Genomic DNA, 20,744 nt, shown 5'->3' with positions numbered 1-20,744 from the left:
GCGACGCCGGCCCGCTCGACCATTTAGCGTACGACGATGCCGCGCGCAGCCATGTAGGCCTTGGCTTCAGGCACGGTGTATTCGCCGAAGTGGAAGATGCTCGCCGCCAGCACCGCGCTGGCGTGGCCTTCGGTGATGCCATCGGCCAGGTGTTGCAGGTTGCCGACACCGCCCGAGGCGATCACCGGAATGCCCAGCGCATCGCTGATGGCACGGGTCACACCTAGGTCGAAGCCACTCTTCATGCCATCCTGGTCCATGCTGGTCAGCAGAATCTCGCCCGCTCCCAGCGCTTCCATCTTCTTCGCCCACTCAACCGCATCCAGCCCGGTCGGTTTGCGCCCGCCATGGGTGAAGATTTCCCAGCGCGGCGCCTCGCCGGCGCCACTGACCTTCTTGGCATCGATGGCAACGACGATGCACTGCGAGCCGAAGCGCTCGGCCGCCTCACCGACGAACTCGGGGTTGAACACTGCGGCGGTATTGATCGACACCTTGTCGGCGCCGGCGTTGAGCAGGTTGCGGATGTCCTGCACGCTGCGCACGCCACCGCCGACGGTCAGCGGAATGAACACCTGGCTGGCCATGCGCTCGACGGTATGCAGCGTGGTGTCACGGCCATCGACGCTGGCGGTGATGTCGAGGAAGGTGATTTCGTCGGCGCCCTGCTCGTTGTAGCGGCGGGCGATTTCAACCGGGTCACCGGCATCACGGATGTTCTCGAACTTGACGCCCTTGACCACCCGGCCGTTGTCCACGTCCAGGCAAGGGATGATGCGTTTCGCTAAAGCCATCGGGGGGGCTCCTGGGGGAGCAGCTACGAGCTGTTAGCTACAAGCTGCAAGCCAAAGCGCTACGGTGCTCGCTTGTTCTTGTCGCTTGCCGCTTACAGCTCGCCGCTGCCCTTTAGAATTGATCGCAGAAGGCCTGGGCTTCGGCGACGTCGAGGGTGCCTTCGTAGATCGCGCGGCCGGTGATGGCGCCGATGATGCCGGGGGCCTTGGCGTCCAGCAGGGCTTGGATGTCGCCCAGGTTATGAATGCCGCCCGAGGCGATCACTGGAATGCGCGTGGCTTCGGCCAGGGCCTTGGTGAAGGGCACGTTGCAGCCCTGCATCATGCCGTCTTTGGCGATGTCGGTGTAGACGATGGCCGAGACGCCATCGGCTTCGAAGCGCTTGGCCAGGTCGATCACCTGCACCGTGCTGACTTCGGCCCAGCCGTCGGTGGCGACGAAGCCGTCCTTGGCATCCAGGCCGACGATGACCTTGCCTGGGAAGGCCTTGCACGCTTCGGCGACGAACTCGGGCTGCTTGACCGCCTTGGTGCCGATGATCACGTAGCTGACGCCGGCCTTGACGTAGTGCTCGATGGTTTCCAGCGAACGGATGCCGCCGCCGATCTGGATCGGCAGGTTCGGGTAGCGCTGGGCGATCGCCGTGACCACTTCACCGTTGACCGGCTGGCCTTCGAAGGCGCCGTTGAGGTCGACCAGGTGCAGGCGACGGCAACCGCCCTCGACCCACTTGGCGGCCATGCTCACCGGGTCATCAGAGAACACCGTGGAATCTTCCATACGGCCCTGGCGCAGACGCACGCATGCGCCGTCCTTCAAATCGATAGCGGGAATAATCAGCATGCTCTTTCCTTTGGAGCGGCAAGCTGCAAGCGACAAGCTGCAAGCAGTGCGCACTGTATTTCAGATCAGTGATCGAGCTTCAGCTTCAAGCGTGCAGCTCTCAGTTCTTTTCCAACGCCCAAACGTCGCTTTCGATGCTCTCGAAGCGCTCCTTCAAGTGCAGCTGAACATCGGCAATGGCACGGTTGTAGTAATGCGGCGCGATGTCCTTGCTGAACACCTCGAGCAGCTCGGCCACCTCGAACGAACCCAGCTCGAGCTCGAAACGGTCTTCGACGAAGCGCTTGAGCGTGTCGAGCGCTTCACGCTCCTGCTCGGGCGCCAAGGTCAGTATCGGTGCCTTGTTGCGCGCGCCAGCCATTACCAGCGGCCGTCCCAGGCGATGAAGTTCTGCAGCAGTTGCAGGCCATGGGTGTGGCTTTTCTCGGGGTGGAACTGCACGGCGAAGCGCGAACCATCGGCCAGCGCGGCGGCGAAATCGACGCCGTAGTGACCACGGCCGACCACCTGGCCTGGCTTGCCGGCATCGATGTAATAGCTGTGCACGAAGTAGAAACGCGCCTGGTCGGGAATGTCGTGCCACAGCGGGTGGGCCATGGCCTGGCTGACTTCGTTCCAGCCCATGTGCGGCACCTTGAGGTGCTCGCCGTGCTCCTGGGTCGATTTGTCGAACAGTTTCACTTGGCCTGGGAACAGGCCGATGCAGTCGACGCCGTGGTTCTCTTCGCTGTGGTCGAGCAGTGCCTGCATGCCGACGCAGATGCCGAGGAACGGCCGGTCGACGCTGACTTCACGCACCAGGCTGTCGAAGCCCAGGCGACGAATTTCCGCCATGCAGTCGCGGATCGCGCCGACGCCTGGGAACACCACGCGGTCGGCCTCGCGAATCACCGCTGCATCACTGGTGACCAGCACCTTGCCGGCACCGACGTGCTCCAGCGCCTTGGCCACCGAGTGCAGGTTGCCCATGCCATAGTCGATTACCGCTACCGTCTGCATTTACAGGCATCCCTTGGTCGATGGCATCTGCCCGGCCATGCGCGCGTCCTGCTCGACGGCCATGCGCAGCGCACGGCCGAAGGCCTTGAACACTGTTTCGATCTGGTGGTGGGTGTTGTGCCCGCGCAGGTTATCGATGTGCAGGGTCACCAGGGCGTGGTTGACGAAGCCCTGGAAGAACTCCTGGAACAGGTCGACATCGAAGCCGCCGACGCTGGCGCGGGTGTAGGGCACGTGCATCTGCAGGCCGGGACGGCCGGAGAAGTCGATGACCACGCGCGACAGCGCTTCATCGAGCGGCACATAGGCGTGGCCGTAGCGGTAGATACCTTTCTTGTCGCCGATGGCCTTGGCGAAAGCCTGGCCGAGGGTGATGCCGACGTCTTCGACGGTGTGGTGATCGTCGATATGCAGGTCGCCCTTGCACTCGATGTCGAGGTCGATCAGCCCATGGCGGGCGATCTGGTCGAGCATGTGTTCAAGGAACGGCACGCCGATATCGAATCGGGCCTTGCCCGTACCATCCAGGTTGATCGAGGCCTTGACCTGGGTTTCCAGGGTGTTGCGCTCGACCGAAGCGATACGTTCAACCATCACCAGCTCCGCAAAATCATTGGGCGAAAGGGCGCCATTATAGGCCCAGATCGTGCTGGCTTGGAACGCGAATGACATATGGTGCGTTGCGCACCGGCGGGAACGAGTGGGTGGGGGCGGACGGTCGAGCCCGCCCCCACTCTCAGGCGACGATCAGTGGAACAGCACCGCCGTCTTCTGCAGGGTGATCCACACACCCCAGGCCAGTGGAATCACCACCACGGCCCAGGCCAGAATTACCAGCGGCGCGCTGCCGGAAGCGGCTTTCCATTCCAGCGACTGCGCGCCATCGGCGCCTTTGTCGTGGCTCAGGGCGCGCTCGGCGGCAAGCTCTGCGTCGGTCATGAAGTGCTTGTCGGCCACTGGGCGAATCAGCGCGTTGCAGAAGAAGCCCAGCACCAGCAGACCGGCGAGGATGTACAAGGTCATGTCATAGGCCGCAGCCCGCTCGACACCGGCCGCCAGCTGCGACTCGCGCAGGTAGGTGATCAGCACCGGGCCCAACACCCCGGCAGCTGCCCAGGCAGTCAGCAGACGCCCGTGGATCGCACCGACCATCTGCGTGCCGAACAGGTCGGCCAGATATGCCGGCACGGTGGCGAAACCGCCGCCGTACATCGACAGGATGATGCAGAACGCCGCCACGAACAGCGCCACGTTACCGATGTGGCCCATGTTCGGCACCAGGCTGTACAGCGCAACGCCCAGGGCGAAGAAGGCGAAGTAGGTGTTCTTGCGGCCGATGTAGTCAGAGAACGACGCCCAGAAGAAGCGCCCGCCGATGTTGAACAGGCTGAGCAGGCCGGTGAAACCTGCGGCAATCGCAGCGATCTGCGCCAGTTGCGCGGCATCCAGTTCGCTGAAGCTCAGGCCGTTGCCCAGCAGCTTGCCGGCGAACACTTCCTGCAACAGCGGCGAGGCCATGCCGATGATGCCGATGCCGGCCGACACGTTCAGGCACAGCACCAGCCATACCAGGGCGAACTGCGGGGTTTTCCACGCCACGCTGACATGCACGTGACGGTCGGTGACCATGGTGTTGCCGGCTTTCTTCGCAGGTGGCACCCAGCCCTCAGGCTTCCAGCCGGTCGGCGGTACGCGGTAGGTCAGCGCGCCGGCGACCATGAACACGAAGTAGATCGCCGCCATGACCATGAAGCTCTGCCAGACACCAACGTCCTGACCGTTGGCAAAATGCCCCATCAGTGCAGTGGCCAGAGGCGCACCGACCATCGCACCGCCGCCAAAGCCCATGATCGCCATGCCAGTGGCCATGCCGCGTTTGTCCGGGAACCACTTGATCAGGGTCGAGACCGGCGAAATGTAGCCCAGGCCCAGACCGATACCGCCAATCACCCCCGAGCCCAGCCACATCAGCCACAGCTGGTGAGTTTTCACGCCGATCGCCGAGATCAGCATGCCGCCGCACCAGCACAGCGCCGACACCAGGCCAGCCTTGCGCGGGCCGGCGTGTTCCAGCCAGCCGCCGAGCACGGCGGCCGAGCAGCCGAGGAAGACGAAGAACAGGGTGTAGATCCAGCTCAGCATCGAGATCGGCCAGTCACACTCGGTGGTGAACAGCTTGGCGACGAAGCTCATGTCCGGCGAGCAGACGATCGGCGCGGTAATGCCCAGCGACTGCGACAGCGGCAGCCAGAACACCGAGAAGCCGTAGGCCATGCCGATACACAGGTGGATGGCCAGGGCTGCTGGCGGCACCAGCCAGCGGTTGAAGCCGGGACGCGCGATGATGCGCTCCTTGGACAGGAAGCTCGGCGCAGAGGCCGGGCGTCCCGCAGTCGTGCTGCTAGACATAGGTCGTTCCTTTTATAGTTGGCTGCATTCGCCGATTGAATGCCCGGCTCTGGGTGGCTGCACGCGGGGTGCCACCGGCCGTTTAAGACAACGCCCGCGACAAAGCGTCGCGGGCGCTACGAACACGCTGCAAGGGTAGCAGTTGCGGGGGCCGATGGAATCATCCTGCCATCGTTATTTCTGACCAATCTGCACTGCAACTGAACTGCACTGGGGCAGACTGTCGAACTGGCCAGGGGCAAACATCCCGACGAGGGATCGCTTTTGCGCCAGACAGACAGGGAAGCCCAGCACGGCGCTATACTCTGCGGTTCGAATTTTCCAACACTGAACTACAAGGACTTGCCCATGAAAGCGTTCGGCAAAATCCTGGGACTGGGGCTTCTCGGGTTGCTGCTGATCATCGTGGCGCTGGGCTTCGCCCTGACCCACCTGTTCGATCCCAACGACTACAAGGACGAAATCCGCCAGCTGGCCCGGGACAAGGCGCACATCGAGCTGACCCTCAATGGCGATATTGGCTGGAGCCTGTTCCCTTGGCTGGGCCTTGAGCTGCACGACGCCAGCATCGCCACCTTGAATGCGCCGAAAGCACCGTTCGCCGACCTGCAGATGCTCGGCCTGTCGGTGCGCGTGCTGCCGCTGCTGCGCAAGGAAGTGCAGATGAGCGACGTGCGCGTCGAGGGCCTTAACCTGACCCTGACCCGCGATGCCGACGGCCATGGCAATTGGGAAGACATCGGCAAGCCGCTGCCGAGCGATCAAACGGGCGCCAGCACCACGCCCGGCGATTCGAGCGCCGGCAAGCCCGAAACCTCCGGCACCGAAGACGGCAACGAGCGTCCGGTGAAACTCGACATCGACAGCCTCACGGTGAACAACGCCCGCGTGCAGTACAGCGATGCCAAGAGCGGCCAGACCCTCAACGCCGAGAGCATTCAGCTGAGCACCGGCGCCGTGCACCAGGGCGCGACCATTCCGCTCAAGGCGAGCGGCTTCGTCAGCATCGGCCAGCCGAACCTGAAAGTGCGCAGCGAACTGGCAGGCGACCTGCGTTTCGACCGCAAGGCCAAGCGCTACAACCTCGATGACATGCGCCTTTCAGGTGAAACCTCGGGCGAGCCGCTGGGCGGCAAGACCCTGACCTACGCCGCTCAAGGCCAGGTCATGGTCGACTTGGCGCAGAACGTCGCCGAATGGACGGGCCTGAAGATTTCCGCCAACCAGCTGCGCGCCTTGGGCGAGCTGAGCGCGCGCGATCTGGACAGCACCCCGCAGGTGTCCGGCGGGCTGTCCATCGCCCAGTTCGACCTGCGCACCTTCCTCGACGGTATCGGCCACCCGCTGCCGGCCACTGCCGACCCTGCGGTATTCGCCAAACTGGAAGTGGTCAGCCGTCTGCAAGCCAGCCCCAGCAGCCTGAGCCTGGACGACCTCACGGTAAAACTCGACGACAGCACCTTCAGCGGCCGCGTGGCCGTGGAAGACTTCGCCCGCCAGGCCCTGCGCCTGAACCTCAAGGCCGACACCTTCGACGCCGACCGCTACCTGCCGGCCAAGAGCGACGAAGCCAAGGGCGCCAAGGCCGCGCGTCAGGCCGAGGTGAAACAGGAAGAAGACGGCGCGGTGGCCGGCGCCGGCACCACACCGCTGCCCAACGCCCCGAGCCAGGTGGCCTGGAGCAACGACAAACTGCTGCCGGTCGACCGCCTGCGCGCCCTCGACGTGCAGGCCGAGCTGGCCTTCGACGCCCTGACCCTCGACAAACTGCCGATCAAGCAGGCGCAACTGCAAGCCCAGGGCCAGGGCGGCATGCTCACCCTGCAAAGCCTGCGCGGCGCGCTGTACAACGGCAGCTTCGAAGCCCGCGGCAACCTCGACGTGCGGCCTGCGGTGCCGCAACTGGGCGTCAACACCAAGATCAACCGCGTGCCGGTCGAGCACTTCATCAAGACGCAAAGCCCCGACAAGGCGCCACCGGTCAAAGGCCTGCTGACCCTGAGCAGCGACCTCACCGCCACCGGCAACAGCCAGAAGGCGCTGATCGATACCCTCAACGGCACTGCCAACTTCACCATCAACGACGGTGTGCTGGTCAACGCCAACATCGAACAGCAGCTGTGCCAGGCCATCGCCACCCTCAACCGCAAGCAACTGAGCGGCGAGCCGCGCGGCAAGGACACGCCGTTCCAGGAACTGCGCGGCAGTCTGGTGGTGCGCAATGGCGTGGCCAGCAACCCAGACCTGAAAGTGCGCATTCCCGGCCTGACCCTCAATGGCAATGGCGACCTCGACCTGCGCGTGCTGGGCATGGATTACCGCGTCGGCGTGATCGTCGAAGGCGACCAGCGCGCCATGCCTGACCCGGCCTGCCAGGTCAACGAGCGCTACGTGGGCGTGGAACTGCCACTGCGCTGCCGCGGCCCGCTGGAGCTGGGCGCCAAGGCCTGCCGCCTCGACCAGGATGGCCTGGGCCAGGTCGCGGCCAAGCTTGCCGGCAACCGCATCAAAGACAAGCTGGACGAAAAACTCGATGAAAAACTGGGAGACAAAGTGAGTCCTGAACTCAAAGACGCGCTCAAGGGGCTGTTCAAGCGATGACCCCCGCGCAGTTCTCCAGCGCCGTGCTGGACTGGTTCGACCGCCATGGTCGGCATGACCTGCCCTGGCAACAGGGCATCAACCCGTACCGGGTGTGGGTCTCGGAAATCATGCTGCAGCAGACCCAGGTGAGCACCGTGCTCAACTACTTCGAGCGCTTCATGCAGGCCCTGCCCACTGTGCAGGCGCTGGCCGAGGCGCCCGAAGACGAAGTGCTGCACCTGTGGACCGGGCTGGGTTACTACACCCGCGCGCGCAACCTGCAAAAGGCCGCGAAGATCGTCGTCGAGCAGCATGGCGGCGAATTTCCGCGCAGCGTCGAGCAGCTCACCGAGTTGCCCGGCATCGGCCGCTCCACCGCCGGTGCCATCGCCAGTATCAGCATGAACATTCGCGCGCCGATTCTCGATGGCAACGTCAAGCGCGTGCTGGCCCGCTACACCGCCCAGGCCGGCTACCCCGGCGAGCCGAAGGTGGCCAACGCGCTGTGGGCCACCGCCGAGCGCTACACGCCGATGACCCGGGTCAACCACTACACCCAGGCGATGATGGACTTGGGCGCCACGCTGTGTACCCGCAGCAAGCCCAGTTGCCTGATCTGCCCGCTGCAACGCGGCTGCGAAGCGCACCTGCTCGGCCAGCAAAGTCACTACCCCGAACCCAAGCCACGCAAGACCCTGCCGCAGCGACGCACGCTGATGCCGATGCTGGCCAACGAGGACGGCGCCATTCTGCTCTACCGGCGCCCCTCCACGGGCCTGTGGGGCGGTTTGTGGAGCCTGCCGCAGCTGGATGATCTGACCCAGCTCGACGACCTCGCCGCGCAGCACGGCCTGCGCCTGGCCGAGCGCCACGCCCTGGACGGCCTGACCCACACCTTCAGCCACTTTCAGCTGGCCATCGAGCCGTGGCTGATCCGCGTCGAGCCGCTGGGCGCTCACGTGGCCGAGGCCGACTGGCTCTGGTATAACCTCGCCACCCCGCCGCGCCTGGGCCTTGCCGCCCCGGTGAAGAAACTGCTCAAACGCGCGGCCGACGAACTGACCGCAGGAGATGCCCCATGACCCGCACCGTGAAGTGCCGCAAGCTCAATCAGGAACTGCCCGGCCTCGACCGCCCGCCCTACCCCGGCGCCAAGGGTCAGGACATCTTCGACAACATCTCGCGCCAGGCCTGGGAAGATTGGCAAAAGCACCAGACCATGCTGATCAACGAGAAGCGCCTGAACATGATGAACGGCGACGACCGCAAGTTCCTGCAAACGGAAATGGACAAGTTCTTCGCCGGCGAAGACTACGCCCAGGCCGAAGGCTACGTTCCGCCCAGCGCGTGACGGAAAAATCGTAAGCGACGGAATTAATTTAAAAAATTTTCAAAAAGTCGTTGACGCAAGATCTGAAAACCTTTTTAATTCGCCCCGTCGCCCAGATAGCTCAGTCGGTAGAGCAGAGGATTGAAAATCCTCGTGTCGGCGGTTCGACTCCGTCTCTGGGCACCACCTTCAGCTTCTGGTGGTTGCAAAGTTACCCGAAGCGACACAAGAAACCCGCCCAGTGCGGGTTTTTTGTTGCCTGCGATTTACTTGAACACCCGCAGACGCCCGCGCTTCAATACGCCTCTCAGCCCGCTCCCAAGGACTCGCACCAAATGGCCACCAGCAGCAAACAACAGAAACGCGCCAAGCGCGCCGCCAGCAAGGCCAAGCAGAACCGCATGGTGCGCAGCGGCCAGGCAGTCAAAGCCAGCGCCGGAGACAGCGCCAGCGTCGAGCAGGTGTACACCAAGGCGATGGACTCGGGCAGCTACGACGCCCTGTTCGTGAAAATGAAAGAAGCCCAGGAAGGCGGGTTGGTGCCGATGATCTCGGTGTTCCTGGTCGACCCGCTGCTGGCGCTGGTACTCAAGGGGCACAAGGAAGAGCACGCCACCGACTACATCGTCATGGTCTTCACCGCCTACCGCGACTGGCTCGACGGCACCGACGCCGACACCACCATGGCCTGGCTGGAAAGCGACGAATTCCAGAGCGCCTACATCGAAGCCTCCGAAGTGGTGGCGCGCCAGCAGCAACAGCAGAAGCAGTACGGCTGAAGCCCGGCTTCACCGCCAAACAAAAAAGGCCGCACCCCTCACAGGGCTCGGCCTTCGTCATTCAACCCGCTCAATCAATGATCGAGCACAGCCTTGCCCGCCGCACCACGCTTGCGATGCACCAGCAGGCCCGTGGCGACCACGCCAATGCTCAGCAACGCGGTGGCGATGATCTCGGCGCGGTGGCCTTCGCCCAGCGCCATCACCGTCAACACCGCGATGATGAAGCCGATGGTCAGCCACGTCAGACCCGGGAACAGCCACATCTTGAAGGCGATCTGCTCACCGCGGGCCTCACGCTGACTGCGCATGCGCAACTGCGAAACCGCGATCACCAGATACACCAGCAGGGCGATGGCGCCAGAGCTTGCCAGCAGGAACTCGAACACCGCAGCCGGGGCGACGAAGTTGGCGAACACGGTGAGGAACGCCGCAGCGGTCGACAGCAGCACCGCCCAGTACGGCGTACCGGCCTTGGAGGTGCGCTGGGCGACTGCCGGGGCATCACCGCGCTTGCTCAGCGAGAACAGCATGCGCGACGAGGTGTACAGCGCCGAGTTCAGGCAGCTGGTAACCGCGATCAGCACCACGATGTCGACGATCAGCTTGGCGTTCGGTACACCGATACGCGCCAGCACTGTCTGGTAGGAACCGATTTCCGCCAGCGCCGGGTCGTTCCACGGCACCAGGGCCACGACCAGGAAGATCGACACCAGGTAGAACAGGCAGATCCGCCAGATCACCGAGTTGGTGGCGCGGGTGATCTGCCTGCCCGGGTCTTTCGATTCCGCCGCCGCGATGGTGACGATTTCCGTGCCCATGAACGAGAACATGGTGGTCAGCATCGCCGCCAGCACCGCGCCCAAACCATTGGGCATGAAGCCCTGGGTGTCGAACAGGTGGCTGGCACCGCTGACCTGGCTGCCCGGCACCAGGCCGAACATGGCCACGCAGGCCACGACGATGAAGGCGATGATCGCCAGCACCTTGAGCAGCGCGAACCAGAACTCGAACTCACCGTAGTTCTTCACGCTGAACAGGTTGGTGCCGGTCAGCGCCAGGGTGATCAACAGGGAAAACGCCCACAGATCAACGGCCGGGAACCAGGCATGCAGGATCGCCGCAGCCGCGTTGGCCTCGAGCGGAATCACCAGCACCCAGAACCACCAGTACAGCCAACCGATGGTAAAGCCTGCCCAACGGCCAATGGCGCGGTCGGCATAAGTGGAGAACGACCCGGTGTCAGGCGAGGCGATGGCCATCTCGCCCAGCATGCGCATCACCAGAATCACCAGCGTGCCGGCTGCGGCGTAGGCCAGCAGGACGGCCGGCCCGGCGGCGGCGATGGCGTGGCCGGAGCCAACGAACAGGCCGGCACCGATGACGCCAGCGATGGACAGCATGGTGACATGCCGTTGTTTGAGCCCCTGAGCGAGGTCATTGGAATTGTGCTTACCGCTCATAAACCTACCTTTGTAAGGAGTGGACCAACTCGAACCCAATGAACGTCATGCGTTCTGCGATGTTTAGCCGCAGACAGGGCCGATGTGGTGCATAGGGCAATAAGCGGGCCAGATGAGAATGGCTGCACCATGAAACATCTGGAAATCAATACCGATGCGGGGTGCCGGCGTTCGGCCATGGGCTGACCGAAAGGTCATCAAATCCCTGCAATTTCACTGGATTACAGAAATACTCACTTACATGTGTCCCGATAGTGCGCCTCGGTAACACCGCGCACGAAAATGGGGCAGAAAAGGAGCAACCCACAGTTGCACCTATTTCCGTCATGCTCTGCAACCTTGGTAGCACCTAGGCATAAACGGCTTCCCTCGGCGGGGTAAAACTGGCACCATCGCGCCTTTTTTTCATCAAGGCTCAGGCGCCGGCCGCCCCCATGCGGTCATCCTCGCGACAGTCCACTGCATCGATGCGACAAACTGTCCCGGCAACGCGCCATGTCCCCTGCATCCCGGTTGGCTGTCATAGCGCCACATGCTAGCGTTGCGCAGGCCCGGAAGGCCGCCAAACAGCTGGGAATGCACCCGAATACATGAGGACCGCACATGGCTCAGGCCACGCCCGCGCTGGAAATCCGCAATTTGCACAAACGCTACGGTGAGCAAGAGATCCTCAAAGGCATCTCGCTGACCGCCCGCGATGGCGACGTGATCTCGATTCTCGGCTCGTCCGGTTCCGGCAAGTCGACGCTGCTGCGCTGCATCAACCTGCTCGAGCACCCGCACAAGGGTGAAATCCTCCTGGCCGGTGAATCGCTCAAGCTCAAGCCTGCCAAGAACGGCGACCTGATCGCCGCCGACAACCGCCAGATCAACCGTCTGCGCAGCGAAATCGGCTTCGTCTTCCAGAATTTCAATCTATGGCCGCACATGTCGGTGCTCGACAACATCATCGAGGCACCGCGCCGGGTGCTCGGCCAGAGCAAGGCTGAAGCCATCGAAGCCGCCGAAGCCCTGCTCAACAAGGTCGGCATCTACGACAAGCGCCACGCCTACCCGGCGCAGCTCTCAGGTGGCCAGCAGCAGCGCGCCGCCATCGCCCGCACCCTGGCGATGAAGCCTAAAGTCATCCTGTTCGATGAACCGACTTCGGCCCTCGACCCGGAAATGGTCCAGGAAGTGCTTAATGTCATCCGCGCGCTGGCCGAAGAAGGCCGCACCATGCTGTTGGTGACCCACGAAATGAATTTTGCCCGCCAGGTGTCCAGCGAAGTGATCTTCCTGCACCAGGGCCTGGTAGAAGAGCAAGGATCGCCGCAGCAGGTCTTCGAAAACCCGACCTCGGCGCGTTGCAAGCAATTCATGTCCAGCCACCGCTAACGGAGCAACACATGCAGACCTATAAGAAATTCCTCCTGGCAGCTGCCGCCACGCTGGTCTTCTCCGCCAACGCCCTGGCCGCAGAAAAACTGCGCATGGGTATCGAAGCGGCCTACCCGCCGTTCAACAACAAGGACGCCAGCGGCAACGTGGTGGGCTTCGACAAGGACATCGGCGACGCCCTGTGCGCCAAGATGAAGGTCGAGTGCTCGGTCGTCACCTCCGACTGGGATGGCATCATCCCGGCCCTGAACGCCAAGAAGTTCGACTTCCTGGTGTCGTCGCTGTCGATCACCGACGAGCGCAAGCAGGCGGTCGACTTCACCGACCCCTACTACTCCAACAAGCTGCAGTTCATCGCCAAGAAAGGCACCGAGTTCAAGACCGACAAAGACTCGCTCAAAGGCAAGGTGATCGGCACCCAGCGCGCCACCCTGGCCGGTAGCTGGCTGGAAGACCACTACGGCAGCGATGTCGACGTGAAGCTCTACGACACCCAGGAAAACGCCTACCTCGACCTGGTCGCCGGGCGCATCGACGGCATCCTCGCCGACAAGTACGTGCAGTACGAGTGGCTCAAGAGCAAGGAAGGCCAGGACTTCGAGTTCAAGGGCGAGCCTGTGGAGGAAAGCGACAAGATCGGCATCGCCGTGCGCAAGGGTGACGACAAACTGCGCAACGACCTGAACGCCGCGCTGAAAGAAATCAAGGCCGACGGCACCTACAAGAAGATCAACGACAAGTACTTCCCGTTCAGCATCGAATGATCCGCCCCGACTTGCGCGCCTGAGGGCGCGCAGGTTCCTGGAACGCACCTGCCCATGACTATCGACCTCCACGGATTCGGCCCGGCGCTGCTCGCCGGCATGCTGATGACCGTCAAACTCGCGCTGTGCGCGCTGCTGCTGGGCCTGGTGCTCGGGCTGCTCGGCGCACTGGCCAAGACCTCGCCGAACAAGCCTCTGCAATGGCTGGGCGGCACCTATTCGACCCTGGTTCGCGGCGTGCCCGAACTGCTCTGGGTGCTGCTGATCTACTTCGGCACCGTCAGCCTGGTCAACCGCATCGGCGAAGCCCTGAATATCCCGGGTCTCGAGCTGAGCGCCTTCGCCGCCGGGGTCATCGCCCTGGGGCTGTGCTTCGGCGCCTACGCCACCGAGGTGTTCCGCGGCGCCATTCTGGCGATTCCCAAAGGCCACCGCGAAGCGGGCCTGGCGCTGGGGCTGTCGCGCGGGCGCATTCTTTCGCGGATCATCCTGCCGCAGATGTGGCGCATCGCCCTGCCGGGCCTGGGCAACCTGTTCATGATTCTGATGAAGGACACCGCCCTGGTGTCGGTGATCGGCCTCGAGGAAATCATGCGCCACGCGCAGATCGGCGTGACCGTGACCAAGCAACCGTTCACCTTCTACATGGTCGCCGCCATCATGTACCTGGCCCTGACCGTGATCGCCATGACCGGCATGTACTTTTTGGAACGACGCGCCGCACGCGGCTTCGTGAGGGCCGGGGAATGAACTGGGACGTCATCATCAAGTACCTGCCGCGGCTCGCCGACGGCGCCATCCTCACCCTGGAGCTGGTGGCCATCGCGGTGATCGCCGGGCTGATTCTGGCCATCCCCATGGGCATCGCCCGCGCCTCGCGCAACCCGTGGCTGCGCGCCGTGCCCTATGGCTACATCTTCTTCTTCCGCGGCACGCCGCTGCTGGTGCAGCTGTTTCTGGTGTACTACGGCCTGGCCCAGTTCGACGCCGTGCGCAACAGCAGCCTGTGGCCGTACCTGCGCGATCCGTTCTGGTGCACCGTGCTGACCATGACCCTGCACACCGCCGCCTACATCGCCGAGATCCTGCGCGGCGCCCTGCAAGCCATTCCCCGTGGCGAAGTGGAAGCGGCGCGAGCGCTGGGCATGTCCAAGGGCAAGGCGCTGTACTACATCCTGCTGCCGCGCGCCGCACGCATCGGCCTGCCGGCCTACAGCAACGAAGTGATCCTGATGCTCAAGGCCAGCGCCCTGGCGAGCACCGTGACCCTGCTGGAACTGACCGGCATGGCCCGCACGATCATCGCCCGCACCTACCTGCCCGTAGAAATCTTCTTCGCCGCCGGCGTGTTCTACCTGCTGATCTCTTTCGTGCTGGTGCAAGGCTTCAAACTGCTGGAACGCTGGTTGCGGGTGGATGCGTGTCAGGGGCGTTAAAGCGGTACGTCTCCTGCTTGTAGGAGCGGGCTGTCCGCCGCTGCGGTTCAGCCGCGAAGGGCCGCAACGCGGCCCCCTTCCCCCCCCCCGATAACACCGCCCAGCCGATGACTCACCAAGAACCCCTCCAAGGCCCCCGCCTCCTGACCCGCTTCCAGGCCCTGGACCACTTCCTCACCCACCACCAACCCCTCTGGCGCCCCCGCCCTTTCCATCACCTGCACCTGCCCTGGGAAACCGACCACCCAGCGCTGTCCACCTGGCTGCGCCAACAAACCCTGGAACAGGCAGAAGCCGCCGAGCACAGCGACGAAGCCCAAGCCCCACCCGCGCCGTTCGCAACCTGGGCCACCCAGGCCCAACACCTGGCCCACACCCACGAACTGCCCCCCATCGACCTGCACCCCGCCGCCCCACGCCTCGACGTCAACGTCCCCGGCCGCAAGTGGCAACAGATCGAAGCCTTCGGCCGCCGCCTCGACTTCCAGGCCCCACCCCGGCACTGGATCGACTGGTGCGCCGGCAAAGGCCACCTCGGCCGCCGCCTGCTGCAACCCGGCCAGCAGCTGACCTGCCTGGAATACGACCCCACCCTGGTCGACGCCGGCGCCGCCCTCAGCCAGCACCACCACCTGCCCGCCCAACACCTGTGCCAGGACGTGCTGGAAAGCGACTGCGAGCGCCACCTCGATGCCCACAGCAGCGTGGTTGCCCTGCACGCCTGCGGCGACCTGCACGTGCGCCTGCTGCAGCTGGCCAGCAGTAAAGCCTGCGCGCAAATCGCCCTCGCCCCCTGCTGCTACAACCGCATCGCCGGCCAGCGCTACCAGCCCCTCTCGGCCGCCGCCAAGGCAAGCCCCTTGCGGTTGTCACTCGACGACCTCGGCCTGCCACTGAGCGAAACCGTCACCGCCAGCGCCCGCACCCGCCGCCAGCGCGACCTGTCGATGAGCCGCCGGCTGGGCTTCGACCTGCTGCAACGCCAGCAACGGCAAACCGACGACTACCTGCCCACCCCATCGCTGCCCGTCGACTGGCTGCACAAACCCTTCGCCGACTACTGTCAGGACCTCGCCACCCTCAAAGGCCTGACCCTCAGCGGCAATATCGATTGGAGTGAATGGGAAGCCCGCGGCTGGCAGCGCCTGGCCGAAGTGCGCAACCTCGAACGGGTACGCAACCTGTTCCGCCGCCCGCTGGAACTGTGGCTGGTGTTGGACCGCGCACTGTTCCTCCAGCAACACGACTACGACGTGCGCCTCGGACATTTCTGCGAACACACCCTGACCCCACGCAACCTACTGTTGCTGGCCGAACACAACAGTGGAAAAACCTGTGGATAAGTCTGTGAACAAGCTTGTGATGAAATGCGCCAGACGCATCTGAAATGCCGCCCTTGAGCCCTCTACCACCCCTTCAGGTAAATGCGCAAGCCAGCAAAATCAGGCATTTGCAGCAAGCCCCTACACCGCGACCAACGGTCGCGCCTGTGCGTAAGGTTGGCACGCCCGTTGTGCATAACGACTTTGCGCAATAGCACTAAAGCGTCGTATCGGCGGCCAAAACACCCCCGGAAAATACACAAATAGCCTCACACTTTGGCACGCCACCGCTTCAGCCCAACCCCCACACCCGGTAGAATCCCCGCCCCGCCCAGCACCGCTCACAAGACCCGAACATGACCACCGCCCATCGCCTGACCCTGCTCCTCTGCGCCGCCCTGCTCACCGCCTGCAGCCACAGCCCAAGCGCCCCTTCCAGCAACTGGCCAATGCCGGCCATGGAACTGGGCAGCGAACGCGGCCTGCCCATGGGCACCAGCCGCTGCCCCGACAGCGGCTGCAGCCAGCAAAGCGTCTTCTTCAAGACCGCCCAGCACCAACCCGGCAACCCCCGCACCTACCGCGGCTGGTAAGGAAATTCTCCTTTCGTCACGGGGATTTAGCTTTATCGCGGCCTAAAGCAACGAAGAGGTTTACAGCCGCCCCGCGATAGCTATAATGACGCCCCATTGCCGGTATAGCTCAGCTGGTAGAGCAACTGACTTGTAATCAGTAGGTCCCGGGTTCGATTCCTGGTGCCGGCACCATGACCTAGCGAAAAAGGCTCACCGAAAGGTGGGCCTTTTTTGTTTGTGCCGTATTCTGCTCAGCTTCATCGACCCATCACGAAACGGATAAGCCCTATGCTACGGAAAGCCAGCAAACGATTGTTTCTCTTCGCGTCCATCGCCCTCTCCCTCAGCCTGTTGAGCGGCTGCTACGCCTCGCGCTACTACGGCAAAACCCCACCCGAACCAGGCAAGGCCATCATCGTCGGCGCGATCACCGAAGCCTTCCTCAGCCAGCCCCACGGCCTGATCGTCGACATCGAACAGCAAGGCGAGCCAGACACCCATCTGCGCCTGACCACCCTAGCCAACGAAGACGACCAGCCCTCGCCCAACTTGTTGGGCCACCTCTACATGTATGAAGTACCGCCCGGAAACTACGCGTTCACCACCTGGAACTACGAGTATTTCGCCGGCCACTCCATGGCACGGGCAACACCCGTGGTCTTCACCGTGCAGGCCGGAGAAGTCGCCTACATCGGGGACCAACGCGCCGACGACCTCAACCTCTGCCTGTCCAATCTGGACAAAGCCGAAGGCACCTTGCAGGCGCTCAAGCGCAAGTACCCGATACTCAATGGCCGCACGATCGTGAACCTGACCGACAAAACCGCGTTCCAGGACTGGCCAAGCTCGGACGCCAAAGACAACGGCAAAGGCCTCTGCGCCTTCTGGGGCAACCTTACCACTGCCCCAGCGAAGCAGTAACCACTCCGCTTCATCGCGCGCAAGGAATCACCCCCATGAAACGCCCCGCCCTACTCTGGCTATCCCTGCTAACAATCCTCACCCTGCTGACAGCCTGCACCAGCGGCCCCGACCTCAAAGGCCAACCCTTCTTCACCCCCCCAGCAGAATCCAGCCCCGACCAAGCCACCCTCTACTTCTACCGCACCGCCGCCAGCATCGGCGCCGGAGTTGCGCCAACCATCAAGATCGACGGCACCGCCGTCAGCAGCTTGCCCTCCGGTGGCTACTTCAAAGTCACCCTTCCCGCCGGCACACACACTATCGAGTCGACCTCACCGCCATTCATAAGCGGCAAAGTGAACAAACGATTCGACCTCGCGGTGGAAAATGGGAACGTGTATTTCATTGCCGATCAGGTTAGCGATTCCGACTATAAAGACGGGCAGACCCTGGATGGCGTGGACGAGGCCAGCTTTGGGCTTATGCCGTTTTACTTCAGGTATGCGCTGGTGCCGACTGAAGAGGCGTTGCGGGCGATTAAGTGGTGTCAGCGGGTGCCGGTTGGGGGGCGGTGATGGCCTAGCCGAAGCTAAGCCTTTTTAGAGTCGGGGTTGGGAAACCATTATTCTGAATCGGCTGGCTTTGTATCAATGACCACAACGTTCGTAGATGCTTTAAGCAACTTCTCGACCTCTGAAGCTGAATATCCTTTGGCGTGAAAAGTCTTGCCCTCGTCCATGTAAATGATGATTTCACGACTCTTTCGCGCCTCAATCCACGCAGTCATCACCTTCGCAATGCTATTCCATGGCATTGCATCGGCTAGAGCCGAGACACCTTCGAAAAATCCCGAGGCCTGAGGGCCAGCGGAGTACATGTGAATTGGGCTATGCGAGATACCCGCATTATCTAGCGCAGCTAAAAAGGACTTAGCACTGTGCTTGAAAAGAGTAAAGCGCACCAAGGCGCATTGCTGTGTGCTCATCCTGTCCTGACCCTTCAATTCCTAAGTGCGATCAATAAAGCCCACATTCTAAAGATGGGGCGTCGGTTTACCGTGGCATCTCTGGCAAGCAGTTCCACGGCAGCAGCGCTTCGTAGTCCGCCACTGTCAAGACATGCGGCACCCGCTCGAGTACGAGGCGCAGCCAAGTATAAGGCTCCTGGCCGTCGCCTTTGGCGGTCTCGACCAGGCGATAGATCTGCGCACTGGTCGTGGCGCCCTTGGACGTATCACTGAATAGCCGTGCCTTGCGCTCGATGACAAACGGATTGATCGCACGCTCCGCCAATTGTGGTCGATTGATAGATGGCCGCCCTCGACATAGCGTTCCAACCGACTCCAGTTGTTCGCCAGATGATGCACCTACTTGCCCAGCACACTTTGCGGTGTGACCTGCCAGTGCGTCTTGTCCTGCCAGCTATTCAACTGGCCGAGGATCGGCAAGCTACGCTCCTGACGACCGATGAAGCGCTGTTCGTCGCCGAGCGGTCAATGCTGTACAACTTGTTGATCACCGCCAACGCTACATCGGCGCGGCCCGTCTCGCCGTTGGGTTGGATTTTCTGCGCTTCGATGAACTTACCTCGGGCTTGGGCCATGCACGCCAGTCGCTCCATACCGGGCGGCCCCAGCAATCCCCGATCAATGCATGGGCCAGCCTTCTCAGGCCGCCTTATGCTCCAGACTCTCCCACCCCAGGCAAGCCAGTGCCAGCGTGCGCGGAACCACTTCCCGACCACTGCTATAACGACTGATGCTCCGAGGACTCACACCCAATGCCTCGGCAGCCTGATCGAGCGTCATCCGATGACGCAAACGCCAGCGGATGAACACACGGGTATTTTCATCAGGTGCGTTCTGCGCAAGCGCGTCCAGCAGCAGCGTATCGGCACCGATCTGAATATCCAGCTCCGGCCACTCCACCGACCACCCCCCATCGCCCAGTACGGCCCCTGCAAAAGCCTTTGGCTTGGACAGTGGCGCCAATCCGGGGTAGGCCTTGAGCGCGTCGCTCATATCTAGGGTGTAATGCTGACCACTGGTAAAAGTGAGCTCAAGACGGGCGCTCGATCGCGGCTGCACAGCCTTGAGACGAGGACGTTTCATCGATGCCATTTGATCCACTCCTTCAATAAATCGGCTTGATTAGCCTGGACCCAAGCGATGGCCTCTTGAATCACCTTGGCAGGTGCCCTGCCCTGTGTGACCGTCACGGATTCAAGACTGATCACTACGTCTACACCACCACCTGTAAGGTGAACGTGAGGAGGCAGGTAATCCCTTTCCCTTAGCTCGATTCGGTATTTTTCGCGAAAGCGGTGTTTGGTAAACGCACGCGGGACAGTATCGCCAATTTGGCGAAGCAACAATGCGTTGAGTCGCTGGGGGGGTAGACGCGAGGTTACCGCAGGACCTTTCCAGAGATCAGCCAAGCTACTGTCGCTCACCGATCAGATCGTCGCGCGTAACGGACGTGGACTCTATCTGACTGACAGTCAGGCATGCCCCGGTCATCGCATTGCTGCGTTTAGCCGGCTCGGGATCTTCAGGCGCTGGTTTAGTCAGCCAGCGCTGCCTCCACCCGCCCACCGGTAACGGTGCTCAGGAGGCCAGATCATGAGATGCCCTTGCTCCCGGACGTAAGGAGCCGCCAGTCCCGCGTAGAGGACACTCCCCACAGGTCGCAGGGGCCTTGATCCCTGATAACACTCAACATTCTTGGCGGGATGACGTGGGGACTACTCTAGATCTAGCTGCTAAAGGCTATTTCTAATAGCGTTGATTGAACGTCACGGTGAATTTGTGACGGGCAGCTGTGCCGTCCCGAGAACACTACCCCGTACTGTCAATTTTCGTAATCGATTCAGTCGGACCCACTGCAGGCTGGAAAATGCATATCAGGCCCGGCCAAGCTGGCCGGCCAATGGTCAACCTTGGCCCTGATACGAAGGCCCGCCAACCCAATATAGAAATCCTTATATTTCAATTAGTTAATTACATTATTGAGTTTTTAGATGACACTCGACATCTGGAGTGCAAGAAAACTACTTTCATCCACAACCTCATAAAAAACAGCACGCGAAGACACCACCATAGTTTTTAAGTCGATAGGCCGAATTACCAATTAGTCATTACCGTCACAGGCTACCGCTACCATTG

General features: G+C 62.4%; 22 protein-coding genes, 2 tRNA genes and 1 pseudogene. 14 read left to right on the top strand and 11 right to left on the bottom strand.

Annotated features, from left to right (window positions below; genetic code table 11):
• Positions 1-23: 23 nt before the first annotated feature.
• From hisF to H618_RS0101745, 6 genes are all read right to left on the bottom strand, one after another.
• Entirely contained in the window at positions 24-794 is a 771-nt protein-coding gene (hisF, locus tag H618_RS0101770; RefSeq protein WP_028693422.1) for an imidazole glycerol phosphate synthase subunit HisF, read from the bottom strand.
• 112 nt (positions 795-906) lie between these two features.
• Positions 907-1,638 (bottom strand): 1-(5-phosphoribosyl)-5-[(5-phosphoribosylamino)methylideneamino]imidazole-4-carboxamide isomerase, encoded by a 732-nt coding sequence (gene hisA, locus H618_RS0101765; RefSeq protein ID WP_028693421.1) that lies wholly within the window; start codon positions 1,636-1,638, stop codon positions 907-909.
• Between the two features lie 100 nt (positions 1,639-1,738).
• Positions 1,739-1,999, bottom strand: coding sequence for a DUF2164 domain-containing protein (locus H618_RS0101760; protein WP_028693420.1), 261 nt, complete (start codon positions 1,997-1,999; stop codon positions 1,739-1,741).
• Positions 1,999-2,637, bottom strand: a complete 639-nt coding sequence (gene hisH, locus H618_RS0101755) for an imidazole glycerol phosphate synthase subunit HisH (RefSeq protein WP_028693419.1) — start codon at positions 2,635-2,637, stop codon at positions 1,999-2,001. Before hisH ends, H618_RS0101760 begins: the two co-directional genes overlap by 1 nt.
• On the bottom strand, positions 2,638-3,231 hold the full coding sequence (hisB, locus tag H618_RS0101750; RefSeq protein WP_028693418.1) for an imidazoleglycerol-phosphate dehydratase HisB: 594 nt from the start codon (positions 3,229-3,231) through the stop codon (positions 2,638-2,640). It lies immediately after the preceding gene.
• A 153-nt stretch (positions 3,232-3,384) separates the two neighbouring features.
• Positions 3,385-5,046 (bottom strand): OFA family MFS transporter, encoded by a 1,662-nt coding sequence (locus tag H618_RS0101745; protein ID WP_028693417.1) that lies wholly within the window; start codon positions 5,044-5,046, stop codon positions 3,385-3,387.
• Positions 5,047-5,394: 348 nt separating this feature from the next.
• Between H618_RS0101745 and H618_RS0101740 the strand changes: the two genes are divergently transcribed.
• The 5 genes from H618_RS0101740 to H618_RS0101720 all read left to right on the top strand — a co-directional run bounded on the left by H618_RS0101740 (position 5,395) and on the right by H618_RS0101720 (position 9,738).
• A complete protein-coding gene (locus tag H618_RS0101740; RefSeq protein WP_028693416.1) occupies positions 5,395-7,647 on the top strand; it encodes an AsmA family protein in 2,253 nt (750 codons plus the stop codon).
• Positions 7,644-8,711, top strand: a complete 1,068-nt coding sequence (gene mutY / locus H618_RS0101735) for an A/G-specific adenine glycosylase (RefSeq protein ID WP_028693415.1) — start codon at positions 7,644-7,646, stop codon at positions 8,709-8,711. Before H618_RS0101740 ends, mutY begins: the two co-directional genes overlap by 4 nt.
• On the top strand, positions 8,708-8,980 hold the full coding sequence (locus H618_RS0101730) for an oxidative damage protection protein (RefSeq protein ID WP_028693414.1): 273 nt from the start codon (positions 8,708-8,710) through the stop codon (positions 8,978-8,980). The genes mutY and H618_RS0101730 overlap by 4 nt, the downstream gene beginning before the upstream one ends.
• A gap of 89 nt (positions 8,981-9,069) precedes the next feature.
• Positions 9,070-9,145 (top strand) — tRNA-Phe (locus H618_RS0101725).
• A 149-nt stretch (positions 9,146-9,294) separates the two neighbouring features.
• Positions 9,295-9,738 carry a hypothetical protein gene (locus tag H618_RS0101720; RefSeq protein WP_028693413.1) on the top strand — a complete coding sequence of 148 codons (444 nt, stop codon included), beginning with the start codon at positions 9,295-9,297 and terminating at the stop codon, positions 9,736-9,738.
• Between the two features lie 74 nt (positions 9,739-9,812).
• On the opposite strand, the gene gabP is transcribed toward H618_RS0101720, so the two are convergent.
• Positions 9,813-11,201, bottom strand: coding sequence for a GABA permease (gene gabP / locus H618_RS0101715; protein ID WP_028693412.1), 1,389 nt, complete (start codon positions 11,199-11,201; stop codon positions 9,813-9,815).
• A gap of 603 nt (positions 11,202-11,804) precedes the next feature.
• On the opposite strand from gabP, the gene H618_RS0101710 reads away from it, so the two are divergent.
• The 9 genes from H618_RS0101710 (at position 11,805) to H618_RS0101665 (ending at position 18,156) form a co-directional block, all read left to right on the top strand.
• A complete protein-coding gene (locus H618_RS0101710) occupies positions 11,805-12,578 on the top strand; it encodes an ABC transporter ATP-binding protein (protein WP_028693411.1) in 774 nt (257 codons plus the stop codon).
• Between the two features lie 11 nt (positions 12,579-12,589).
• Positions 12,590-13,345: an ABC transporter substrate-binding protein gene (locus tag H618_RS0101705; protein WP_028693410.1), complete on the top strand. Its 756-nt coding sequence runs from the start codon at positions 12,590-12,592 to the stop codon at positions 13,343-13,345.
• 54 nt (positions 13,346-13,399) lie between these two features.
• Positions 13,400-14,095 (top strand): ABC transporter permease, encoded by a 696-nt coding sequence (locus H618_RS21125; RefSeq protein ID WP_033727363.1) that lies wholly within the window; start codon positions 13,400-13,402, stop codon positions 14,093-14,095.
• Complete coding sequence (locus H618_RS0101695) at positions 14,092-14,781, top strand: ABC transporter permease (RefSeq protein WP_028693569.1); 690 nt, start codon at positions 14,092-14,094, stop codon at positions 14,779-14,781. Before H618_RS21125 ends, H618_RS0101695 begins: the two co-directional genes overlap by 4 nt.
• 107 nt (positions 14,782-14,888) lie before the next feature.
• Entirely contained in the window at positions 14,889-16,124 is a 1,236-nt protein-coding gene (locus H618_RS0101690) for a methyltransferase (RefSeq protein WP_028693409.1), read from the top strand.
• A gap of 335 nt (positions 16,125-16,459) precedes the next feature.
• Entirely contained in the window at positions 16,460-16,696 is a 237-nt protein-coding gene (locus H618_RS21120) for a hypothetical protein (RefSeq protein WP_033727360.1), read from the top strand.
• Positions 16,697-16,794: 98 nt separating this feature from the next.
• Positions 16,795-16,870 (top strand) — tRNA-Thr (locus tag H618_RS0101675).
• A 96-nt stretch (positions 16,871-16,966) separates the two neighbouring features.
• On the top strand, positions 16,967-17,599 hold the full coding sequence (locus tag H618_RS21115; RefSeq protein WP_050577182.1) for a hypothetical protein: 633 nt from the start codon (positions 16,967-16,969) through the stop codon (positions 17,597-17,599).
• A gap of 35 nt (positions 17,600-17,634) precedes the next feature.
• Positions 17,635-18,156: a DUF2846 domain-containing protein gene (locus tag H618_RS0101665; RefSeq protein ID WP_028693408.1), complete on the top strand. Its 522-nt coding sequence runs from the start codon at positions 17,635-17,637 to the stop codon at positions 18,154-18,156.
• Between the two features lie 47 nt (positions 18,157-18,203).
• Here the strand turns inward: H618_RS0101665 and H618_RS0101660 are convergent, their stop codons facing one another.
• The 4 genes and pseudogenes from H618_RS0101660 to H618_RS22215 all read right to left on the bottom strand — a co-directional run bounded on the left by H618_RS0101660 (position 18,204) and on the right by H618_RS22215 (position 19,939).
• A complete protein-coding gene (locus tag H618_RS0101660) occupies positions 18,204-18,566 on the bottom strand; it encodes a phospholipase D-like domain-containing protein (RefSeq protein WP_028693407.1) in 363 nt (120 codons plus the stop codon).
• Between the two features lie 67 nt (positions 18,567-18,633).
• A pseudogene (locus H618_RS21110) lies at positions 18,634-19,207 on the bottom strand (IS66 family transposase); the annotation flags it as partial.
• 40 nt (positions 19,208-19,247) lie between these two features.
• Complete coding sequence (locus H618_RS0101645; RefSeq protein ID WP_028693405.1) at positions 19,248-19,700, bottom strand: DUF2442 domain-containing protein; 453 nt, start codon at positions 19,698-19,700, stop codon at positions 19,248-19,250.
• Entirely contained in the window at positions 19,688-19,939 is a 252-nt protein-coding gene (locus H618_RS22215) for a DUF4160 domain-containing protein (RefSeq protein ID WP_081673690.1), read from the bottom strand. Before H618_RS22215 ends, H618_RS0101645 begins: the two co-directional genes overlap by 13 nt.
• Positions 19,940-20,744 lie beyond the last annotated feature (805 nt).

This window comes from Pseudomonas cremoricolorata DSM 17059 = NBRC 16634 (assembly GCF_000425745.1).
GTDB lineage: Bacteria > Pseudomonadota > Gammaproteobacteria > Pseudomonadales > Pseudomonadaceae > Aquipseudomonas > Aquipseudomonas cremoricolorata.
The sequence above is the reverse complement of the archived record's forward strand: the minus strand, read 5'-3'. Positions and strand labels throughout refer to the sequence as shown.

What these genes read in the sequence shown, in the direction of transcription:
- hisF (WP_028693422.1), bottom strand. Translation starts at nt 794, where the DNA reads ATGGCTTTAGCGAAACGCATCATCCCTTGCCTGGACGTGGACAACGGC.
- hisA (WP_028693421.1), bottom strand. Translation starts at nt 1,638, where the DNA reads ATGCTGATTATTCCCGCTATCGATTTGAAGGACGGCGCATGCGTGCGT.
- H618_RS0101760 (WP_028693420.1), bottom strand. Translation starts at nt 1,999, where the DNA reads ATGGCTGGCGCGCGCAACAAGGCACCGATACTGACCTTGGCGCCCGAG.
- hisH (WP_028693419.1), bottom strand. Translation starts at nt 2,637, where the DNA reads ATGCAGACGGTAGCGGTAATCGACTATGGCATGGGCAACCTGCACTCG.
- hisB (WP_028693418.1), bottom strand. Translation starts at nt 3,231, where the DNA reads ATGGTTGAACGTATCGCTTCGGTCGAGCGCAACACCCTGGAAACCCAG.
- H618_RS0101745 (WP_028693417.1), bottom strand. Translation starts at nt 5,046, where the DNA reads ATGTCTAGCAGCACGACTGCGGGACGCCCGGCCTCTGCGCCGAGCTTC.
- H618_RS0101740 (WP_028693416.1), top strand. Translation starts at nt 5,395, where the DNA reads ATGAAAGCGTTCGGCAAAATCCTGGGACTGGGGCTTCTCGGGTTGCTG.
- mutY (WP_028693415.1), top strand. Translation starts at nt 7,644, where the DNA reads ATGACCCCCGCGCAGTTCTCCAGCGCCGTGCTGGACTGGTTCGACCGC.
- H618_RS0101730 (WP_028693414.1), top strand. Translation starts at nt 8,708, where the DNA reads ATGACCCGCACCGTGAAGTGCCGCAAGCTCAATCAGGAACTGCCCGGC.
- H618_RS0101720 (WP_028693413.1), top strand. Translation starts at nt 9,295, where the DNA reads ATGGCCACCAGCAGCAAACAACAGAAACGCGCCAAGCGCGCCGCCAGC.
- gabP (WP_028693412.1), bottom strand. Translation starts at nt 11,201, where the DNA reads ATGAGCGGTAAGCACAATTCCAATGACCTCGCTCAGGGGCTCAAACAA.
- H618_RS0101710 (WP_028693411.1), top strand. Translation starts at nt 11,805, where the DNA reads ATGGCTCAGGCCACGCCCGCGCTGGAAATCCGCAATTTGCACAAACGC.
- H618_RS0101705 (WP_028693410.1), top strand. Translation starts at nt 12,590, where the DNA reads ATGCAGACCTATAAGAAATTCCTCCTGGCAGCTGCCGCCACGCTGGTC.
- H618_RS21125 (WP_033727363.1), top strand. Translation starts at nt 13,400, where the DNA reads ATGACTATCGACCTCCACGGATTCGGCCCGGCGCTGCTCGCCGGCATG.
- H618_RS0101695 (WP_028693569.1), top strand. Translation starts at nt 14,092, where the DNA reads ATGAACTGGGACGTCATCATCAAGTACCTGCCGCGGCTCGCCGACGGC.
- H618_RS0101690 (WP_028693409.1), top strand. Translation starts at nt 14,889, where the DNA reads ATGACTCACCAAGAACCCCTCCAAGGCCCCCGCCTCCTGACCCGCTTC.
- H618_RS21120 (WP_033727360.1), top strand. Translation starts at nt 16,460, where the DNA reads ATGACCACCGCCCATCGCCTGACCCTGCTCCTCTGCGCCGCCCTGCTC.
- H618_RS21115 (WP_050577182.1), top strand. Translation starts at nt 16,967, where the DNA reads ATGCTACGGAAAGCCAGCAAACGATTGTTTCTCTTCGCGTCCATCGCC.
- H618_RS0101665 (WP_028693408.1), top strand. Translation starts at nt 17,635, where the DNA reads ATGAAACGCCCCGCCCTACTCTGGCTATCCCTGCTAACAATCCTCACC.
- H618_RS0101660 (WP_028693407.1), bottom strand. Translation starts at nt 18,566, where the DNA reads ATGAGCACACAGCAATGCGCCTTGGTGCGCTTTACTCTTTTCAAGCAC.
- H618_RS0101645 (WP_028693405.1), bottom strand. Translation starts at nt 19,700, where the DNA reads ATGGCATCGATGAAACGTCCTCGTCTCAAGGCTGTGCAGCCGCGATCG.